General features: G+C 57.5%; 16 protein-coding genes. 7 read left to right on the top strand and 9 right to left on the bottom strand.

What is annotated here, in order from left to right; genetic code table 11:
- From CDH48_RS00690 to CDH48_RS00705, 4 genes are all read right to left on the bottom strand, one after another.
- Nucleotides 1-1,824 carry a nitric oxide reductase activation protein NorD gene (locus CDH48_RS00690; RefSeq protein WP_100686787.1) on the bottom strand — a complete coding sequence of 608 codons (1,824 nt, stop codon included), beginning with the start codon at nt 1,822-1,824 and terminating at the stop codon, nt 1-3.
- 66 nt (nt 1,825-1,890) lie between these two features.
- Complete coding sequence (locus tag CDH48_RS00695; RefSeq protein WP_100686788.1) at nt 1,891-2,859, bottom strand: 4Fe-4S binding protein; 969 nt, start codon at nt 2,857-2,859, stop codon at nt 1,891-1,893.
- A gap of 65 nt (nt 2,860-2,924) precedes the next feature.
- Nucleotides 2,925-4,340 carry a cbb3-type cytochrome c oxidase subunit I gene (locus tag CDH48_RS00700; RefSeq protein ID WP_100686789.1) on the bottom strand — a complete coding sequence of 472 codons (1,416 nt, stop codon included), beginning with the start codon at nt 4,338-4,340 and terminating at the stop codon, nt 2,925-2,927.
- Nucleotides 4,341-4,350: 10 nt separating this feature from the next.
- Nucleotides 4,351-4,800: a c-type cytochrome gene (locus CDH48_RS00705; RefSeq protein WP_100686790.1), complete on the bottom strand. Its 450-nt coding sequence runs from the start codon at nt 4,798-4,800 to the stop codon at nt 4,351-4,353.
- Nucleotides 4,801-4,989: 189 nt separating this feature from the next.
- Here CDH48_RS00705 and CDH48_RS00710 point away from each other — a divergent pair, with 189 nt between their 5' ends.
- A complete protein-coding gene (locus tag CDH48_RS00710) occupies nt 4,990-5,907 on the top strand; it encodes an AEC family transporter (protein WP_100687178.1) in 918 nt (305 codons plus the stop codon).
- Nucleotides 5,908-5,940: 33 nt separating this feature from the next.
- On the opposite strand, the gene CDH48_RS00715 is transcribed toward CDH48_RS00710, so the two are convergent.
- The gene (locus CDH48_RS00715) at nt 5,941-6,588 is read right to left on the bottom strand and encodes a cation diffusion facilitator family transporter (protein ID WP_100686791.1); all 648 of its coding nucleotides are present in this window, start codon (nt 6,586-6,588) and stop codon (nt 5,941-5,943) included.
- Nucleotides 6,589-6,674: 86 nt separating this feature from the next.
- Entirely contained in the window at nt 6,675-7,136 is a 462-nt protein-coding gene (cadR, locus tag CDH48_RS00720) for a Cd(II)/Pb(II)-responsive transcriptional regulator (protein ID WP_100686792.1), read from the bottom strand.
- Nucleotides 7,137-7,248: 112 nt separating this feature from the next.
- Here cadR and CDH48_RS00725 point away from each other — a divergent pair, with 112 nt between their 5' ends.
- Together CDH48_RS00725 and CDH48_RS00730 are read left to right on the top strand one after the other, a co-directional pair.
- Complete coding sequence (locus CDH48_RS00725) at nt 7,249-8,838, top strand: BCCT family transporter (RefSeq protein ID WP_100686793.1); 1,590 nt, start codon at nt 7,249-7,251, stop codon at nt 8,836-8,838.
- Between the two features lies 1 nt (nt 8,839).
- Nucleotides 8,840-9,307 carry a universal stress protein gene (locus CDH48_RS00730; RefSeq protein WP_100686794.1) on the top strand — a complete coding sequence of 156 codons (468 nt, stop codon included), beginning with the start codon at nt 8,840-8,842 and terminating at the stop codon, nt 9,305-9,307.
- A gap of 12 nt (nt 9,308-9,319) precedes the next feature.
- Here the strand turns inward: CDH48_RS00730 and CDH48_RS00735 are convergent, their stop codons facing one another.
- Nucleotides 9,320-10,231 (bottom strand): cation diffusion facilitator family transporter, encoded by a 912-nt coding sequence (locus CDH48_RS00735; RefSeq protein WP_100686795.1) that lies wholly within the window; start codon nt 10,229-10,231, stop codon nt 9,320-9,322.
- A 130-nt stretch (nt 10,232-10,361) separates the two neighbouring features.
- On the opposite strand from CDH48_RS00735, the gene CDH48_RS00740 reads away from it, so the two are divergent.
- Complete coding sequence (locus CDH48_RS00740) at nt 10,362-12,050, top strand: HAD family hydrolase (RefSeq protein WP_100686796.1); 1,689 nt, start codon at nt 10,362-10,364, stop codon at nt 12,048-12,050.
- A gap of 9 nt (nt 12,051-12,059) precedes the next feature.
- On the opposite strand, the gene CDH48_RS00745 is transcribed toward CDH48_RS00740, so the two are convergent.
- Nucleotides 12,060-13,592, bottom strand: coding sequence for a cryptochrome/photolyase family protein (locus tag CDH48_RS00745; RefSeq protein ID WP_100686797.1), 1,533 nt, complete (start codon nt 13,590-13,592; stop codon nt 12,060-12,062).
- Between the two features lie 226 nt (nt 13,593-13,818).
- Here CDH48_RS00745 and hemN point away from each other — a divergent pair, with 226 nt between their 5' ends.
- Entirely contained in the window at nt 13,819-15,237 is a 1,419-nt protein-coding gene (gene hemN / locus CDH48_RS00750) for an oxygen-independent coproporphyrinogen III oxidase (RefSeq protein WP_100686798.1), read from the top strand.
- Nucleotides 15,238-15,296: 59 nt separating this feature from the next.
- Here the strand turns inward: hemN and CDH48_RS00755 are convergent, their stop codons facing one another.
- Complete coding sequence (locus CDH48_RS00755) at nt 15,297-17,327, bottom strand: methyl-accepting chemotaxis protein (protein ID WP_227520865.1); 2,031 nt, start codon at nt 17,325-17,327, stop codon at nt 15,297-15,299.
- Nucleotides 17,328-17,629: 302 nt separating this feature from the next.
- Between CDH48_RS00755 and ubiU the strand changes: the two genes are divergently transcribed.
- Nucleotides 17,630-18,625, top strand: coding sequence for a ubiquinone anaerobic biosynthesis protein UbiU (gene ubiU / locus CDH48_RS00760; protein ID WP_100686799.1), 996 nt, complete (start codon nt 17,630-17,632; stop codon nt 18,623-18,625).
- 13 nt (nt 18,626-18,638) lie between these two features.
- Nucleotides 18,639-19,541: a U32 family peptidase gene (locus CDH48_RS00765; protein ID WP_100686800.1), complete on the top strand. Its 903-nt coding sequence runs from the start codon at nt 18,639-18,641 to the stop codon at nt 19,539-19,541.
- The last annotated feature ends 11 nt before the right edge of the window (nt 19,542-19,552 follow it).

A 19,552-nucleotide genomic window follows, 5' to 3' on the forward strand; every position in this document is an offset into this window, starting at 1 on the left:
TTACTGTGTCAGGTTCAGGTAGAGTTTGGGCAACTGCAATGGCAGTTGCGCAGGGTCACGGATTACCACGTAGTTGTTACTGCCAAACACATACGGCAGATACTCGCTGGCTTCGTCATCAATGGTTACGCAAAAGGGTGTCAGGCCTGCCTTGTGGGCTTCCTGCACTGCCATGCGGGTGTCCTCAACACCATACCGGCCTTCATAGATGTCCAGATCGTTGGGCTTGCCATCGGTCAGCAGCAGCAGGATTTTCTGATGTTCGTGCCGGGTCTGCAGAAGCCTGGTGGCCTGGCGAATGGCGGCGCCCATGCGGGTATAGAAACCGGGTTCCAGCGCCTGAATCCGGCCCCGGATGGTGCCGGTATAGGCCTCGTCAAAACTTTTCAGGTGATGGAAGCGCACGTGGTCGCGTCTCCGGGATGAAAACGCAAACAGGGCGAAGGGGTCGCGGCTGGCCTGCAGGGCCTCACTGAGCAGCAGCAGACCGTCCCGGGCAATGTCGATGACCCGCTGGTGGTTGTTGATATAGGTTTCGGTTGAAAGCGACACATCAGCCAGTACCAGGCACGCCAGGTCACGCTGGCTTTGCTGGCAACGACGGAACAGTTTCTGGTCGATTTCCCCTTTGCCCCGCCGGTGCTGGACCTCCCGTTCCAGGCAGGCGTCCAGATCCAGTTCATCACCGTCCACTTGCCGGCGCTGCCACTGTTTCAGTGGCTTCAGGGCACTGAACTGGCGTTGCAGGCGCTTTGCCGGCCGGCGCAGGGCTTCCGGAAGCTCGGCTGGCACAGCTTCGCGGGCGAGCATGGGTTGCAGGCAGCAGAAGGCATCGCGGTAACTCTGGTTGCGCCAGTCCCACTCCGGCAAATGAATGCCCGGGCCGAGGCGCAGATCATCGTGCTCTTCCGAGGGCAAATCGAGATCAAACTTGATAGACGAGGAGGTTTCCTTGCGGTCATTGGATACGGAAATCATATCCATATCGTCCGCTACGGCTTCGGCATCTTCCTCGTCCGTATCGTCACCGGCCCGGTCGACCGGTATGAAGTCTGCCCAGGAGAACAGGGATTCCAGCCGGAAGAGCATCAGGCCCTGATCACGATCGAAGGACTCAACCCGTTCCGCCTGGCGGCGTTTGTTTTTCTTGGTCAGGCCCCCGGGGCTGGACTGGGTGTCGTCATCGCCGGTAGCCGGCAGGCCCGCCTTACCCTGTTGCAGGGCGGGGTATAACCAGAGCACAACCGGCCAGGGGTCGCTGTCAGCAGAGGGGAGGCCAGGAACACTGCCCGGATCAATCAGCGCCTGGCGGATAGCCTGTTCCCGCCTGGATTCCTGCGGAGAAAGTGTTTCGGGTTCCGGGCGCCAGTGCAGCACCTGCTTTACCAGGCGCTGGTAAACCTGTTCCAGCCCGGGCCAGCGCGCAATCACATCCTGCACCAGTGCCTGGTTACCGGTAAACCAGTCCGGATCGGCGGGTGCCGGTGTGGCTGCCAGCGCCGCGAGCCAGATATACAGATCGCGATTCAGCTGTCTGGAGGGGAATTTTGCCACTTTTTCCGGCAGCCGCAGGTTCTGCTCATCCCGCCATGCCAGTTCAAATTTACGGTGCGTCCCTGCGAGCTTGTGCAAAAACTTGCGGCGCAGGCGAAAGTGCCGGGGTTCGGCCGTCACCAGGCTCAATGCCGGATCACCTCCGAGGGCCCGGAACACAATGCCCAGGCTGCGGGCTTCGTCTTTCAGGTAAACGGCGTGCTCGGGAAATTCGCCCAGAGCCTGGCGGGTAATGTATTCATGCCATTTGTAGCCTACCCACTCTTCCATTTCAGGCTCCTGTTAAATGAGCAATTGGGCAACGGAACAATCCGGCAGTCTCAACCTCCGGCACCTTCAGGCCCCTTGCCTGGCAGGTTTACTGTCAGGTTTGTGGTTACTGTTAAGCTGATGAACGGGAATCAGCACAGTCTGCCGGCTGGGTTCACCGGGTTGCCAGTGCAGCAGGCTGCCTTCGGGGTTGTCTTTTTGTACCTCGCGGCAGGCGCTCACACACTGCAGACACTGGGTGCACGAAAACTTTGCCCGTTTGTGGCTGCGGGTGGGCAGCCGCATGGGGCAGGCTGCGTCGCAGGCCTTGGTGCAGTCCCGGCAGGCTGCAGCGCGGGCGGTATCAAAGGTGACCATCCGCCCGCGACCGTTGGTCATCCAGGCGATACTTTGCACCACGCCAAAGGCGCAGCCATATTTGCAGAACAGGTGGCGTGCAAACAGGAAATCCAGGGTAAAAACGGTGGTGGCCACAGCCAGAAACACCGATGGATAGAAGGCCAGGTTGCCCGTGACCAGATCGGTGTATAACGGGATGGGCGGCAACAGGTACGACAGCATGGCCAGGGCCCAGGAAAAACCAATCAGGGCACAAACCAGCGCCAGCCCTGCCCAGTGAATTGCCTTGCCACGCCGGCCTTTTCTCAGGGCTTCCCAGAGGGTGGGGCGGCCGGTTATACGTGTCATCAGGTTGTTGATGGTTTCTACCACGGAAAAATGCGGGCACAGCCAGCCGCAGTATATTCTGCCCCATTTCCAGGCAATCCAGAGCACGGACGGAACCAGAATCAGAATGGGAAGAATGAACCACAGCAGAATCTGGCTGGCGACGTCCGCAGGGGAACTTTGCGCCACCCAGTCAAGATTCAGATTGAACGACAGGGGAAAGCCGAACAGTACAAACCGGGTTTCCGTCAGATCGTAACGAAAGATATTCAGAACCGGTGCCAGCAGGAACAGCCCGAAAAAAGCGGCGCGAGTGATCAGGCGCTTGCTCTGGAGTGTGTCCTTGGGATTTGCTTGCTGCACGGTCACGGCTCAGTTCCAGGAAGGCAGGGCCGGAAACGGATTCCGGCCCTGGAGGTTCAGTAGTAACGGTTTTACGCGTCCTGCAAGGCAGGGCCGCGGACTTCTTCATTAGGGGAGGCTTCCCCCTTGATAAAAAAGCTGCCGAAGTACACCACAAGCCCGGCCATAAAGAAGCATCCGGAGACCAGGCGCATCCAGTAGAACAGGGCAATGTTGTCCTGGGTGGCCATGAACGACAGTGCTTCACCGCTTTCCGGGATACGCTGCAGCCAGATTTGCAGGATGCCGGCACCGGTCAGGAACAGGGTGATGAACACCATGGAAATGGTCATCAGCCAGAAGCCCCACATTTCCACCACCTGGGCGGTGTTGCTGTTGCCGTATGGCCGGCCGCGTATGATGGGTACGGCGTAGGAAATGATCGTGAGCACGATCATTACATAGGCACCGTAGAACGCCATGTGGCCGTGCGCCGCCGTAATCTGGCTGCCGTGGGTATAGTAGTTCACCGGAGCCAGGGTATGCAGAAAGCCCCATACGCCTGCGCCCAGGAATGCCATTACCGCCGTGCCCATGGCCCAGAGTGCAGCCGCCTTGTTCGGGTGGTTGCGCTTGCGCCGGTTAATCATGGTGAAGGCAAACAGCACCATCATGAAGAACGGCAGGGGTTCCAGGGCAGAGAACACAGAGCCCAGCCACAACCAGTACTCGGGTGGCCCGATCCAGAAGAAGTGGTGCCCGGTCCCGATAATGCCGGTAATCAGCGCCATGGCGATGATCACATACAGCCACTTTTCGATGACCTCGCGGTCGACACCGGTAATCTTGATCAGTACGTAAGCCAGAATGGCGCCCATGATCAGTTCCCACACACCTTCAACCCACAGGTGCACCACAAACCACCAGAAGTATTTATCGGTAGTCAGGTTGCTGGGGTTGTAGAAGGAGAACAGCCAGAGTACCGCCAGGCCGATCAGGCCGGTGATCAGTACAATGTTGACCACGGTTTTGCGGCCCTTCAGGGCAGTCATCATGATGTTGAACAGGAAACCCACCACCACCAGGGCGATACCGATCTTTGTAATTGTGGGCTGTTCAAGAAACTCCCGGCCCATGGTGGGCAAGAGTTTGTTCATGGTGACATCCGCCAGGGTAGCGTAATCCACAAACAGGTAACCGAGGATGGTAAGTGTGCCGGCAACGGCAAAGACCCAGAACAGAATCCAGGCAAGCAGCGGGCTGTAAAGCTCGGTTTGTGCTTCTTCCGGCACCAGGTAGTAGGTAGCACCCATGAAGCCGAACAGTAACCAGACTATCAGCAGATTGGTGTGAACCATCCGCGCAACGTTAAACGGAATTTCCGGGAACAGGAAGTCGCCCACTACGTATTGCAGGCCCAGTATCAGGCCAAATACGATCTGGCCGGCAAAGAGCACCAAGGCAAAGATGAAGTAGGGCATGGCAACCCGTTGAGACTCGTATTTCATGTTTTCTCCCTTAGCCTTCGATGTTGGGTGGCCAGCCGTTATCGTCAATCTTGGACGTCCACTCCAGGAACGAGGAAAGATCGTCGATTTCCTGGTCGGTCAGGTTGAATTGCGGCATTTGCCGGCGACCGGGTACGTTGGTAGGCATGGCGTTCATCCAGGCGTTCATATACGCCTTGAAGACTTCGCTGTTGCTACCGCCACGGCGGTCAAATACGTTGGCGAGTTCGGGTGCAAAGTAAGCACCTTCACCCATGAGGGAGTGGCAGCCGACGCAGTTGTTGTTTTCCCAGACATGTTTGCCCCGGACTACCTGCTCGGTAAGCTGATCCCTGTTATCCCTTTCGGGCATTGCCCGTGATTGGGTATCAAAAGTCAGGACCAGGAACAACAGGACGAAGAATGTACTTCCCCCCAGATATATGTTCCTGGCCATGCTTTTGGTAAAGCGTTCGGCCATTGGTCTCTCTCCTTGGTCGTTGTGGAATACCTGACTGCCCTACTAGGATATAAACATGTATTCATAATGCTGTTGATGATTATCAATCATGCGGGAAAATCACACTATTGCGCCGGGGAGTTACCTCCGGAGGGGTAGGTGATAGAATCCGCGGCCTGTTTTTCTTCAAACTGGATGCCCGGAGCCATCATGGCCGCAGCGCTGGCGTTGTTTATCAAACTGATTCCACTTTATGTCACGGTCGCACTGGGGTGGCTGGCGGGCCGTTATCTGGAGGCCAGCGGCAAGCACATTGCAGGCATCATGCTTTACATTGTTACGCCATCTGTGGTGTTTTCCGGCGTTATGGCGGCACCGCTTTCCCCGGAAGTTATATTTCTGCCCTTCCTGGTGTTCGGATTTGCGTCGATATTGGCCGTTGTGCAGTTCAGGCTGGCACGGCGGCTGCTCTCGGATGGCACCGCCAATCTCATTCCCCTGTGTGTGGGCTCTGGCAATACGGGGTATTTTGGTGTGCCGGTGGCCCTGTTGCTCTTCGGAGAAGAAGGGTTGGCGCTGTACATCGTGTGCATGCTGGGCGTTACCCTGTTTGAAAGTTCGGTGGGCTTTTATCTGGCGGCACGGGGGCGGTATGACCTGAAGGAGTCCCTGTGGCGGGTTGTAAAGCTGCCCTCGGTTTACGCCTTTCTGGCAGCGGTGGCGCTCAACCTTTCAGGCATTGGTATTCCCGATGCGTTCGTGCCTCTGTTCGATAACCTGCGCGGCGCCTACAGTGTTCTGGGTATGATGATTATTGGCATGAGCATCAGCAGTTTTCGCGGGCTTGTGGGCAACCTGCGATTTACGGCCCTGGCGTTTTTCGGCAAGTTCGTAGCCTGGCCAGCTCTGGCGGTGGCCTTCTGGTGGCTGGATTCGCAGGTTCTGGGCATTTATGACCTGGCCGTGCACAAAGCCATATTCCTGATTTCCATTACGCCCATTGCGGCCAACACCGTTGTGATTGCAACCCTGCTGGATACTTCGCCCCGGCAGGTGGCAGGCAGCGTTATGCTCACCACACTGTTTGGTCTCGCGTTTGTGCCGGTGATGATATCCCTGGCCTTTTAGCCCTGCATCACCTTGCATAGGGACATCACTTGATTAACCGGTTTCCGGCTTCGCAACCACACGGTTCCGATTGCGGGCCTGTGCAATATCGAGCCGGGCGTGGCGCACCACACTGATGCCCGCTGTGATTGCCAGTGTGCCCATGATGGCTGCCACGAACAGGTCCGGCCAGGCACTCTGGGTACCAAACACGCCCATGGCTGCGGCCATTACGGCCAGATTGCTGATGGCGTCGTTGCGGCTGCATAGCCATACCGATCGCATATCGGAATCACCGCTCCGGAACCGGAAAAGTATGAATGCAACGCACAGGTTGGCAACCAGGGCCAGCAGGCCAACAGTTCCCATGGTGAAGGGTTCCGGGGTGATGCCCTGCTGCATTACCCACAGGGCACGCGCCCAGACAATCGTGCCGAAGGTGGCCATGGTCAGGCCTTTAACCATCGCTGCGCGACCGCGCCAGAGCAGGCCCATGGACAGAACAGATAGCGACAGAATGTAGTTGGCGCTGTCGCCGAAGAAATCGATGGCATCTGCCATTAGCGAGACAGAGCCGGAATACAGGCTGGCCATACCTTCCACGAAAAACATGGCCAGGTTCACCCACAGAGCGATCCAGAGTGCGCGACGAAATCCGGGAGCCGGAGATTGCGATTCCGGGCCAGAGCAACTGCATGCCATAAGCACCTCCTGTTAACAGGCAGGCTTGCAGTAAACACCCTGTAGCTACTACAGAGTCAACACCCGGGAGTCCGTTTTATGGAATCTCAGGGTTTGCCCGGTCTGTGGGTGCCTGGCACGTGGTTATCATGGTCACGCCTGTCGGGCAGATCGTCCAGTTCAGCGCTCAAGCCTCCCAGAATACCGCAATCCTCAACTGTGCCCGTATTCGAGCAGGCTTTTTGCAGTTGCTGCAGGTTTTTTTCCAGTTGTGCCAGCTCCTTCAGCCGTTCACGCACATGGTCCAGATGCCGGGCCAGAAGCGCGTCTACCTGCTGGCAGTCCGCTTCGGGGTTTTCCGAAAGCCGGAGCAATTCACGTATTTCGTCCTGGGCCATATCAAGATTACGGCAGCGCTTGATAAATAAAAGCCTGTCCAAGTGGGCCCGGCTATAGGCCCGGTAACCACTGGCGTCCCGGTCCGGTTTAGGGAGCAATCCGATTTTTTCATAGTACCGGATGGTTTCTGTGGGCACGGAGGAATGCCTGGATACTTCACCGATTTTCATCGTATCTGCACTCCCTGAATTATTGTTGGCTTAGCCGGTGTCGAAACCGGCCCGTTTTGGCTAAGGTAGGGTGTCACTTTATCATTTGTGAATACACACAGGGAGAATCGCTTTGCTGGACCGACTGCAACGCCTGCTTGGACTGCAGACAATACCGGGTGTGTTCTTTACATCCGCAGGAGTCGCGGCGCTGTTTGTGTTGGTGGCTGTTCCCTTCGATCAGGCGGTTGCTGATGCCTTCGGGGCGCTGACCGGCTGGATTGCGCGCAATCTCGGCTGGTTTTATATCCTGTCGGTAACCTCGCTGCTGATCTTCCTGCTGGGGCTCGCGCTCAGCCGGTATGGCAGTATTCGACTGGGTGCCGATGATTCCCGGCCGGACTATTCCAATCTCACCTGGTTTACCATGCTGTTTGCGGCAGGCATTGGCACTATTTTGATGTTCTGGGGTGTTGCCGAGCCGGTTTCTCACTTTGCCAACCCTCCATTCGACGGCGTTACTGCCAACAGTGAAGGCGCTGCCAGTGATGCCATGACCATAGCCTTGTACCACTTTGGCCTGCACACCTGGACCATATTCGCCATGCCCGGCCTGGCAATAGCCTACTTTGCTTACCGGCATAACCTGCCCATGCGCATCAGCAGCCTGTTTTACCCGATTCTCGGCGACCGTATATACGGGCCTCTGGGCTGGGCTGTGGATGTGATTGCGGTGTTGGGCACACTGTTTGGTGTGGCTACCTCCCTGGGGCTTGGCACCTTGCAGCTCAACAGCGGCTTGTCGTACCTGTTTGGCACGCCCTCAACGGGGTGGGTTCAGGTGCTGATCATTGCGGTGATTACGAGCATTGCCGCCACCTCGGTTGCGCTGGGGCTGGACAAGGGCGTGCGCCGGTTATCCCAGATCAATATTGTGTTGGCAATGCTGCTGATTCTGTTCGTTGCGGTGGTAGGGCCAACGGTGTTTATTGCAGAGGGCATGGTGCAGAGCGTTGGTAATTACTTTAGTGACCTGCCCTGGCTGGCTTTCTGGACCCAGACTTTTACGGAGTCCGACTGGCAGCGGCAGTGGACGCTGTTCTACTGGGCCTGGACCATTTCCTGGGCGCCCTACGTGGGCATTTTTATAGCCCGGATTTCCCGCGGGCGAACCATTCGCGAGTTTGTGGCCGGTGTGCTGTTTGCGCCAAGCGTGTTCACTCTGGTGTGGTTCGGGGTGTTCGGTCTCTCCGCCATCAACGTGGAAATGGGCGGGCAGGTGGCCTTGGCTGAACTGGTACAGCAGGATCCTTCGGTAGCAATCTTTGCCTTTCTGGAGGCCTTTCCCCTGGCAGAGATGGCCTCGCTGCTGAGCATTGTCATTATCATTATTTTCTTCACAACGTCGTCTGATTCCGCGTCTCTTGTTATTGATATGCTGACCCGGAGAGACGACCAGCCATCCCTGGTGCGCCAGCGCATTTTCTGGGCCGCAGCCCAGGGGATTATCGCCGCAACCCTGCTTCTGGCAGGCGGGCTGGATGCGCTTCAGAACGTCATTACCTCTCTCGGGTTGCCGTTTTGCGTATTACTGATTTTTATGGCGGTTTCGTTGTTCCGCGCCCTCGCAGCGGACTATCGCGGCTATACGGTCAGCGAACTTGTACAGGGGCGGGTTTTCCCGGAAGTGGAAGGCGCTTCCGTGCAGAAAGGGGAGAGTTAGAATGTACCAGAGAATACTGATAGCCATAGATTATGAAGATGATGGTGAGGGCAAGCGGGCACTGGAAGAAGGTGTCAGATTGCTGAGTGAGGGAGGCGAGTTGCACCTGGCGACCATTTACGACCCGGGCGGTACCGGCTTTTTTCCCCACGTAGGCACAGAAACGCCCGCAGACCGTGAAAACGAGGTGCGGGAGCGCCTGAGCCTGTTGGCGCGCAAATACCTGCCCATGCAATACAGCGCCAAGCTTCACATTATCGCCGGCTCACCGGGGGAAAAACTGGTGGCTCTGGCCGCCAATATCGGTGCCGACCTGATTATTCTTGTGTCCAAAGGTGCTGGCAGTCGCTGGCAGCTGCGCCGGGCTACCAAGGAATATGTTGTTGTGAATGCCTGCTGTGCGACGCTGATTCTGCCGCAGGAACTGGACGATACCGATACCGGCAGCGATCCGGATTCGGATGAGTGAGGACGCCCGGGCCTAGCATCCCGAGGCGTTCGGGCAGTCAGCCACAGTGCGCTCCCACTGGATCGTCACATGCTGGATGTTGAATTCCTGTCTGAGCATGTGGGTTGCCTGTTCAATAACCTGGTCGTCACTCCCCGGGTCTGGCTTTACAAGATGCACGGTCAGGGCATTTTCCGTGGTGCTGAGAGCCCAGATGTGAAGGTGGTGAGCGGATTCCACACCTGGCAATGACTGCAGTTTTTCAATAACGGCGCCGGGGTTGATGCCCCTGGGTACCGCATCCACTGCAAGGTTCACGGAGTCTTTCAGTAATCGCCAGGTGCCGATGAAGATCACCACCGCAATCACCAGACTGACCACCGGATCAATCCAGTGCGCCCCGGTAAGCATAATAATGCCCCCGGCAATCACCACACCTATGGAGACCAGCGTATCCGCTGCCATGTGCAGGAAGGCACCACGGATATTAAGGTCCCCCTGCTGGCCCTTGAGGAACAGCAACATGGTAATCCCGTTGATGACCACACCAATGCCCGCAACAATAATGACTGTCAGCCCTGCCACTTCTGCGGGATCGTTGAAACGGCGTACCGCTTCCCAGGCGATGCCTCCCACGGCTGCAATGAGAAACAGCGCGTTGAAAAGCGCGGCCAGTATGGTGGTTTTCTTCAGGCCATAGGTATTGCGATCCGTGGCCTTGCGCCCTGCCAGCCAGCTTGCTGCCCAGGCCATGACCAGCCCAAGTACATCGCTCAGGTTGTGCCCGGCATCTGCCAGCAATGCCAGAGAGCCGGAGAGAACACCGTAAATCGCTTCAATCAGCACGAACCCCACATTAAGGATGACCGCAATGGCAAATGATCGGTTGTGGGTGTCGAAGTGTTCGGCGTGATTGTGACCGTGACTATCGTTATGGTTATGCATGAATGCGCTCTGAAGCTGTCAAATGTGTTCGGGATATTACAAACTCTATAGCTGATGCAGGGTCAAGGGCCACTATGGTCTTATTCAGTGTGCGCCCGGCACATGTTCTACAAGCGCGTGAGGATTGTCTATGGATTCTTTAAGCGAAGACCTGAAAGCACCCTCGGCACTGATATTCGACTGGCACGGCACCCTGGTCGATACCCATGATGCCATGTTCAGTGCCATGGAAGACATGCTGCCCCGGTTGGAAGAGCTGGGGCTGGTGAGCCAGTTGCTGCACGAGGAGCAATGCCGCACTGAAGACGATGCCAGGCTGGTTCGCTACATCCGCATTTTCCGGCGTTTGCATCCGCGCATCCTGGCTGAGCGGCGGGTGTCGCGAACAGATATCTTCAACGCCATATTTGGCAACAACACAGCTGCAAAACGCACAGCCCACCAGGCATACAATGAGGCGTACCGGCGTTATTTCGGGCAGGTGGGGCCGTTTCAGCCGGGCGCCTACGAGTATTTGTCGGCTCTTCGCTCCATGGGAATACGCCTGGCCGTTGCCACTAACCGGAACCGGGAATTCCTGGAGAAAGAACTGCAAACGGTGGATGAGGGCCGATGGCAACAATTGTTTGAAGTGATTGTATGCGCCGATGACGTGACTGAATACAAACCGGATCCGCAGGTTATTAACCGCGCCCTGGAGAAACTGAATCTTCCCGCCGGCACAGACGTCTGGTATGTGGGGGACAGTTACGTGGATATGCAGACGGCTAATCGTGCGGGCGTTGCCGGGTTGTTCTATAACGGCGCCTGTTGGGAGCGGGACCGCATCCGAAGCTGGTTTACCCGCCGTGATGCCCCTCTCGCGGTGCTGGACAGCTTTGAAGACCTGATGGACCTGCTTGCACTGCTGGAGCGAGAAGAACCTGAGAAATTCCGGTATTCCCCCGCCGAGGTCCGGCCCAGGGCGTTTCCACCTCCCGCCCGCCCGGAACCACGTGTCGAGCCCGACTGGCATCCGGCAGTGGTTCGGCTCATCCGCCCCGAGATTGTTCTGTTCGACTGGCATGCCACCCTCGTGGACACCCTGGATGCCATGTACCACGCGGTAGATGACATGTTCCCGGATTTCCACAAGCTGGGCTTGATGCCCCGGATGCTCGCGCCTGAAGACAGCAAAACCCCGGAAGACGCAAAGCTGGTGGCATATGTGCGTGAATTTGCCAGACTCCACCCGAAGGTGAAGGCCGACCGTAAAATCTCGCGTACGGATATCTTCGAGGTGCTTTTCGGGGACGATCAGGAGGCAAAACAGATAGCCCACAAGGCGTTCAATCACTATTACCGTAAGCACTACGGCACTGTAAAAGCCTTTGAATCGAAAGTACGGGCGGTATTGGAGGGCCTGCGACAACTGGATATTCAGGTGGGTGTGATCACCAATCGGGACCGGGAATTTTTTGAGCATGAACTGGCGGCTGTTGAAGATACCGGCTGGACCGAGTTGTTTGATGTGGCTGTCTGTGGTGATGACACTCCCTTACGCAAACCCCATCCGGACCAGCTCTTGCTGGCGGTGCAGAAGCTGGATTACCCGCCCGATCCCAGTGTCTGGTACGTGGGTGACAGCACCACCGATGTGATTGCCGCCAAGCGCGCGGGCATGACCTCCGTATTTTTTAACGGCGCCCAGTGGGACCTGCCCTGGCTCAACCGGATATTCCCGGGTACCCACAAGCATCCGGACAAGCCGGATGTGGTGGTCAATGACTTCTCGGAATTCTGGGCCCTGGTGCTGGCCTGTGAAGTCGGGCCGCCTTGATGCAAGGGGTTAAAGCTCTTCCAGGCGCTTGAGCAAGTAGTTGGCTCGCGTGAGCAGGGCCTCCCGCCGCTCCGGTTTCTGTTTATCCCAGTTGCGGTACATCATGCCCATGCGGGGGTTGCTCTCAAAATCATCCCTGTGCCGGTCAATAAAGTGCCAGTACAGGGAGTTGAACGGGCAGGCGTCGGGCTCGGTGCTTTTGCTGACTTTGTAGTGGCAGTTGACGCAGTGGTCCGACATGCGGTGAATGTATTTGCCGCTGGAGGCATAGGGTTTGGAGCCAAGATAGCCACCATCGGCGTGCATCACCATGCCCAGCACGTTAGGCAGCTCGACCCAGTCATAGGCATCCGCGTACACCGCCAGGTACCAGTCGCAGATTTCCTCCGGTTTAATCCCCGCCAACAAGGCGAAGTTGCCGGTGACCATCAGTCGCTGAATGTGATGGGCATAGGCGTTGCGGCGGGTGGCATCAATGGCCTTGTGCATGCAGCGCATTTTGGTCTCGCCCGTCCAGTAGAACCAGGGCAGGGCGCGGGTGTTGTCAAGACGGTTTTCCCTGGCGTAGCCCGGCATGTGCAGCCAGTAGATGCCCCGTACGAACTCGCGCCAGCCCAGAATCTGGCGGATAAACCCCTCCACCGCATTGATGGGCGCTTGCCCGGCGTCCCAGGCTCTCGCGGCGGCTTCACATACAGCGAGCGGGTCGAGCAGGCCACAGTTGATGTAGGGCGAGAGAATGGAATGGAACAGCCAGTCTTCGGTGTCTGAAATCGCGTCCTGATAGTCGCCAAAACAGGGCAGGGCAAACTCGATGAAGTAGTCCAGGGCTTCTTGCGCATCCTCGGGTGTGACCGCGAAGTGAAAATCTTCGGTGGTGCCGAAGTGGTCGGGGAAGTGCTGCTCAACCAGTTCAGTCACCTCCCGGGTTATGGCATCTGGCTCTGTTCTGAACGGCGCGGGAGCGGGTGGTTTGCCGCTCCATTTGCGCCGGTTGTCGGCATCAAAATTCCAGCTGCCGCCTTCCGGTTTGCCATCCGGTGTCATCAACAGGCCGGTTTTGCGGCGCATTTCCCGGTAGAAATGTTCCATGCGCAGTTGCTTTCGGCCTTCAGCCCAGCGTGCAAATTCCTGTTTACTGGCAATGAACCGGGTATCGCTGCGGATTTCCACGGGCAGGCCAAGGCGGCCTTGCCATTGGCTGATCCGGTTGTGCAGGCGCCACTCGCCGCATTCGGTGGTGATGATTTTTTCCGGCTGCAGTTCAGCCCGCAGGCGTGTCACAACAGCCTCCAGGCTTTGTTGTTCGTTATCAGGGTGATAGCGCTGATACTGAACCTGCCAGCCGTCGTGCTCGAGTTGCTGCGCAAAATGACGCATGGCGCTGAACAGCAGCACCAGTTTCTTCTTGTGGTGCTTGGTATAACTGGCTTCTTCGTGGACCTCCGCCATAACAATTGTGTCATACCGCCGGTCGGCCCCTTCGAAAGCGCTCAGGTCGGGTGTCAGCTGGTCACCGAGAATCAGAATCAGGTTTGCCATGGACATGCTCCGGTGTTTGGCGGATGTTATTCTCCGGGTTTACACGGGTTATTCCCCTAAGGGGGTAGCCAAAGTACGCAGTTTGCACGAGGGTAGTTCAGCTGCCGAGGTGATAAAATCCGGTTGTTCGTCAGGATGACGCGTATCAAGATGCGCAGCGCCGGTCCGGCATATAATGCCCGGTTCGTCGGCTGACCCTTAACCTTACACGCTCAGAGTGCTTATTATGGCTTCCAACTCCACACCGCAGACTGCTGAATCCACGCTTCCGGAATTCATCTGGGACGATGCGCTGATCAGGCGCTACGATCTCAGCGGGCCGCGTTATACGTCTTATCCAACGGCCGTGGAGTTTAACCAGAACTACCCGGTTGAGCAGATGGTTGAGGCGGCAGCTCGCAGCAAAGCCAGCAACCGGCCGCTTTCTCTGTACACGCATCTGCCGTTCTGCGCGCACCTCTGTTACTACTGTGCGTGCAACAAGGTGATTACCAAAAAGCGTGACAAGGCTATGCCCTATGTGGAGCGGGTGCTGAAGGAAGCCGCCATGCAAGCGGAGCTGTTTGGCGCTGATCGCCCGGTCAAACAGTTGCACTGGGGCGGCGGCACACCAACGTTCCTGCCCAAAGACGTAATGCAGGAACTGATGGCGGGCTACGCGGAGCTGTTCAACCTGCAAAGCGGTGGAGAGCATGATTACAGCGTGGAGATTGACCCCCGCGAAGTCGACCAGGATACCCTGCCCACGCTCTGGCAACTGGGCTTTAACCGCATCAGCCTGGGCGTGCAGGATGTTAACCCTGAAGTGCAGAAGGCGGTCAACCGCATACAACCCCGGGAAATGACCGAAGCGGTACTGCGGGAGGCCCGGAACCTCGGCTTCGGTTCCATTAACCTTGACCTGATTTATGGCCTGCCACACCAGACCCCAGCGAGCTTCGCGGATACTCTGGAAGCGGTGATTGAAATGTCGCCAGACAGGCTGTCTGTGTTCAGCTATGCGCACCTGCCGGACCGTTTTTACCCACAAACCCGTATTCAGTCAGACACTCTGCCGTCGCCACAGCAAAAACTGACGATTCTGCACAACACCATCAACCGGCTGCTCGAAGCCGGCTACGAATACATCGGCATGGATCACTTCGCCAAGCCGGACGACAGCCTTGCCGTCGCGCAGCGTGCCGGGCGGCTGCACCGGAATTTCCAGGGTTATACCACCCATTCCGATTGTGATCTGGTTTCCCTGGGCGTGTCTGCCATTGGTCAGACCGACGACGCCTACTTCCAGAATAATCATGACCTGCCCGCCTGGGAGGCCTCTATCGATGCTGGCAAGCTGGCGATTACCAAGGGCGTAAACCTGACCCGGGACGATCGCATTCGCCGTTGGGTGATTGGCCAGCTCATATGCCAGTTCCGCCTGGACCGTCAGCAGTTTTCCGCCCACTGGCAGGAAAATTTCGACAGCTACTTTGCGGACGAGCTTGCCCGCCTGAAGCCGATGATGGCGGATGAGCTCATCGGCGATGATGGCCAGGTGCTGCAGGTGGAGCCGGCGGGTCGCCTGCTGATTCGCGCCATCTGCCAGATCTTTGACTTCTACCGCAAGGAAGGCGCCAGCCAGCGGTTTTCCCGCATTATCTGATGTGCTCCACTCCGGGGCCTTTGAAGCCCCGGACATCCCTTTCGCCTCTAACCCTGTGCTCAGGCTGCCACAACCTTGAACTCATTGGCCAGGTCCTGAAGCTGCCGGGCCAGGCGCGCCTGCTCTCCGGTAACGTGGGAAATTTCCTGGGAGCCGGTAAGAGTCAGCATGGCCATCTCGCTGACAGCCTCCATATTGCCTGCCAGTTCACGAGTCACGGCAACCTGCTGTTCGGTGGCGGTGGCTATCTGGGTGGCCATATCAGAGATGTTGTTAACGTCACCAAGAATGGCGGCGAAGGTATTCTCCAGTTCTGACGATTGCTCGCTGGTTTCGGTGGCAAGTTGGTGGCTGGCCGTGATCGAGCGGCTGGCATTGTCAGTGATCACCCTGAAGCCATTAACAATATCTTCGATTTGCGTGGTGGAGTCGTGGGTCTGGCGGGCCAGGGCGCGAACCTCATCGGCGACTACAGCAAACCCCCGGCCATGCTCACCCGCGCGGGCAGCCTCAATGGCGGCATTCAGGGCCAGCAGATTGGTCTGGTCTGCCACCTTGCGGATAACATCCACTACTTCCACAATACTGCTGCTGCGCCTCTCCAACTCTTCAATAACGTCATTTACGTCTTTCACAGAGTCGGCCAGCGAGCGGATGCGGCTGACACTGCCATGCAGCACCTCTTCGCCAGTCCGGCTTCTCTCCATGACATTGTTGGCGGCATCCGCTACTTGCTGGGTATTCCCGGAAATCTGTTCGGAGGTAGCCGACATTTCCTCGGTAGCCGCAGCAACCTGTTCTATCTGCTCCTGCTGGTTCCGGGTTTGGGTGGCGTTCTGACCGGCGGTTGAACTGGTTTCTTCCGTTGCTGTGGCAAGTTGCACGCTGGCCCTGTCAATGTGCTGGAGGGCGGCGCCGAACCTGCTGAAGAGCTCATTGATTGCCCGCCCGATGTTGCCAACTTCGTCTTTGCTGGAAATGTGGATTTGCCGGGTAAGATCCTTGTTGTCCATGGCGAACCGAACACCGTCGAGCAGGCTGTTGATCTGTCTGTTTATTGCGCTGACCATCAGCAGCATCAGGGCGAAAACCGCCGCGATGGCAGTTGCAGCAATTCCGGACGCAACGAACAGGTCGAGCCGGGCGTCCGCTGCACCGTTAGTTGCGTTAGTAGAGGTACGGTCGAGCAGGGTTTTGCGTAGCTGGTTCAGGTTGTCCAGTCTCCGGGTGGCCATGCCAAACCATTCTGCGGAATCCAGGGCATACATCCCCGACGGGCTGCTGAACAGGGTGTCGCGCTTTTCCTGCAGATCACGGCTCTCGTCAGTGGCTGGAAAGCTGTTCAATGTGGCAAGCTCAGTGGAGCCGGAAGGCAGCATGGCGCCGGCTTCCCGGATAAAAGCTTCCTGATGGCCCTCAAGCGCTGCGATTCGCTGGAGGACAGGAAGGGCAAAATCACCGCTGCTGATGAGTGCGGCCCCTGTAGCCCGCTCTTTGCCTGCAGCCTCAGCCGCCTCTGCCAGGGCATAGTAGGCATTGATGTCGCGGGTAATTTCAGCATCGGTTGAGTGTGCAATGATCCGCGGGATCCGGTTAAGTAAACCGGTAATCAGTTGTGTATATTGGGTTCCAGCCTCGAGGGCGCTCAGGGAACCCGTATCAACGCTGCTGCGAAGTCTGTTGAGCGTGTCCAGCCCCGCGGCCACGGACTGAATGCTGTCGGTAATGGCAGGGCCGAAACTGGCCTCCTGTTTGAGGTCGGCAAGGCGTGAGCGATAGTCCGATATGCGGTTGTCGGTCTGGCGGCGCTGGTTATCCAGTGCCTGCACTGCCTGCTTTGCGGCGCCCTGGTCTGAACCGGCTGAAAGTACAACCGCCGAGCGGCCACGTTCTTTCTGGAGTGACTCAATCAGCGGGTCGCCAATATCGGCTAACTGAACCAGCGCGCGTAACTGCCGCATATCGCTCAGTTGCCCTGCGTTCACCGCAATGCTTTCCACCGCAAAATAGATGATCACCAGAAGGGCCGGTACCACAAGCGTGATCAGCTTTCCGCGCATGGAGAGGTTGTTGATAATGCGTTTCATCATGATCCCTCGAATTCGTTAGCGGCACTTATTGTGGGCAAGCGTGGCCGCCAGAACTATTCACAACGGGAGGTATTCTGGTGGTAGATCTTTGCGGGTAACACACTGTTATTAAATGTTAATTAGGCGATTTTCAACAGAAAATCCGGCTATAGGTAGTAGTGCGTGGAGTATCTCCTCGGAGGTACTTTATAGGGTTGCTGAAAGGTGGCGAACCCGGCAATCAACGGTTCTGCTGACAAAGGTCAATGCCCGGTGTGGCTCTCCCGCGTATGGTCGGGGCAACCTTAACGCGGAGAGAATTCATGGAACTTGTTTGCCCGGCCGGTAGCCTGCCGGCACTGAAAACAGCGGTGGATAACGGTGCTGATGCCGTGTATCTGGGGTTTAAGGACAGCACCAATGCGCGCCAGTTTGCCGGCCTCAACTTTAATGACAAGCGGGCTGGAGAGGGTATTGAATACGCCCACAGCAAAGGCGCCAGAGTGTTCTGTGCCATCAATACCTACCCGCAGCCGGATGGCTGGGAGACCTGGAAGGGGGCTGTGGACCGTGCAGCGGCGCTGGGCGTGGATGCCATTATCCTCGCCGATATGGGATTGCTGGACTATGCCGCCAATAAATACCCGCAGGTAAACCGGCATCTCTCGGTGCAGGGCTCGGCCACCAGCTACGAGGCTTTGCGCTTTTATAAGGACAACTTTGATATCCGCCGTGCCGTATTGCCCCGGGTGTTATCCATAGACCAGGTGCGCGGTGTCGCAAAACACAGCCCGGTGGAGCTGGAAGTGTTTGCCTTTGGCAGCCTGTGCATCATGGCGGAGGGGCGGTGTTATCTTTCTTCCTACCTCACCGATGAATCCCCCAATACCCGGGGTGCCTGTTCGCCGGCTAAGGCCGTACGCTGGCAGGAAACCCCCGCCGGGCTTGAATCCCGCCTCAACGATGTATTGATTGATCGCTACGGCAAAGGCGAGTCCGCCGGCTATCCCACCCTGTGCAAAGGTCGCTTCGAGGTTGAGGGCAGCGTGTACCACGCCATTGAAGAGCCGGTGAGCCTGAACACGCTGGACCTGCTGCCGGAACTGAAAGAGCTGGGCATCAGTGCCGTGAAAATTGAAGGCCGCCAACGCAGCCCGGCCTACATTGCAGACGTTGCCCGCACCTGGCGCCAGGCCCTGGACAGGCTGGGTGCCGGCGCAGGGGATTTCCGTGTGGACCCGGCCTGGAACAGCACCCTGGCGGGCTTGTCGGAAGGTGGCCTGACCACCATCGGCGCCTATCATCGCAAATGGAAATAAGGCTGAGTAACCCATGATGAAGCTTTCTCTGGGCCCGATTCTCTGGTTCTGGTCCAAGCAAACCGTATTTGATTTTTACGCCAACGCTGCCGAATGGCCGGTGGATACCGTTTACCTTGGGGAAACCGTGTGCTCTCGCCGCCGTGAGCTGAGGCTGGCAGACTGGCTGGATATTGCCGGTGTGCTCAGGGAGGCCGGCAAGCAGGTGGTGCTTTCAACGCAAACCCTGATCGAATCCGAGGCGGATCTGCGGGCATTGCGCAGAATCTGCAGCCAGCAGGAGTATCTGGTTGAGGCCAACGACCAGAGTGCCCTGCAACTGGCGACGCAGAACAAGCTGCCATTTGTGACCGGCCCATCCATGAACATCTACAACACGGCAACCCTGAAACTGTTGGCGAAACAGGGGCTGAAGGGATGGAGCCTGCCGGTAGAGCTTGGCCGTGAAACCTTGCAGCAGATGATTGCAGAGTTAAAAGAGGCAGGGCTGGACTTGCCTGCGGAAGTGTTCGCCTGGGGCTTTCTGCCACTGGCCTGGTCATCCCGCTGCTTTACGGCGCGGCACTACAATCTGCCCAAAGACAACTGCGAATTCCGCTGCCTGCAGCATCCCGATGGTATGGAGCTTCGTTCGCGAGAATCCCAGGAGCTGTTTCGCCTGAACGGAATATCCACCTTGTCTGGCTCCCGCTACGACCTGATGCGGGAGATGCCGGACATGGAGAAAATGGGCGTGGCCACGGTGCGCCTGAGCCCGGAGCATCAGGGTATGGCAGAGGTGGTTCGCCGCTATGACCAGGTGCGCCGGGGCGAGGCTCCGGCAACGGACCCATTGCAGCTGGTGGAGGCGCCGCCCTGCAATGGCTACTGGTACGGCAAGCCGGGTATGGATCTGGTCCCCTCACAAGGCCTTTAACGCTAAGGGAT

The organism is Marinobacter aromaticivorans, from assembly GCF_002806975.1.
GTDB classification, from domain to species: Bacteria; Pseudomonadota; Gammaproteobacteria; order Pseudomonadales; family Oleiphilaceae; genus Marinobacter; species Marinobacter aromaticivorans.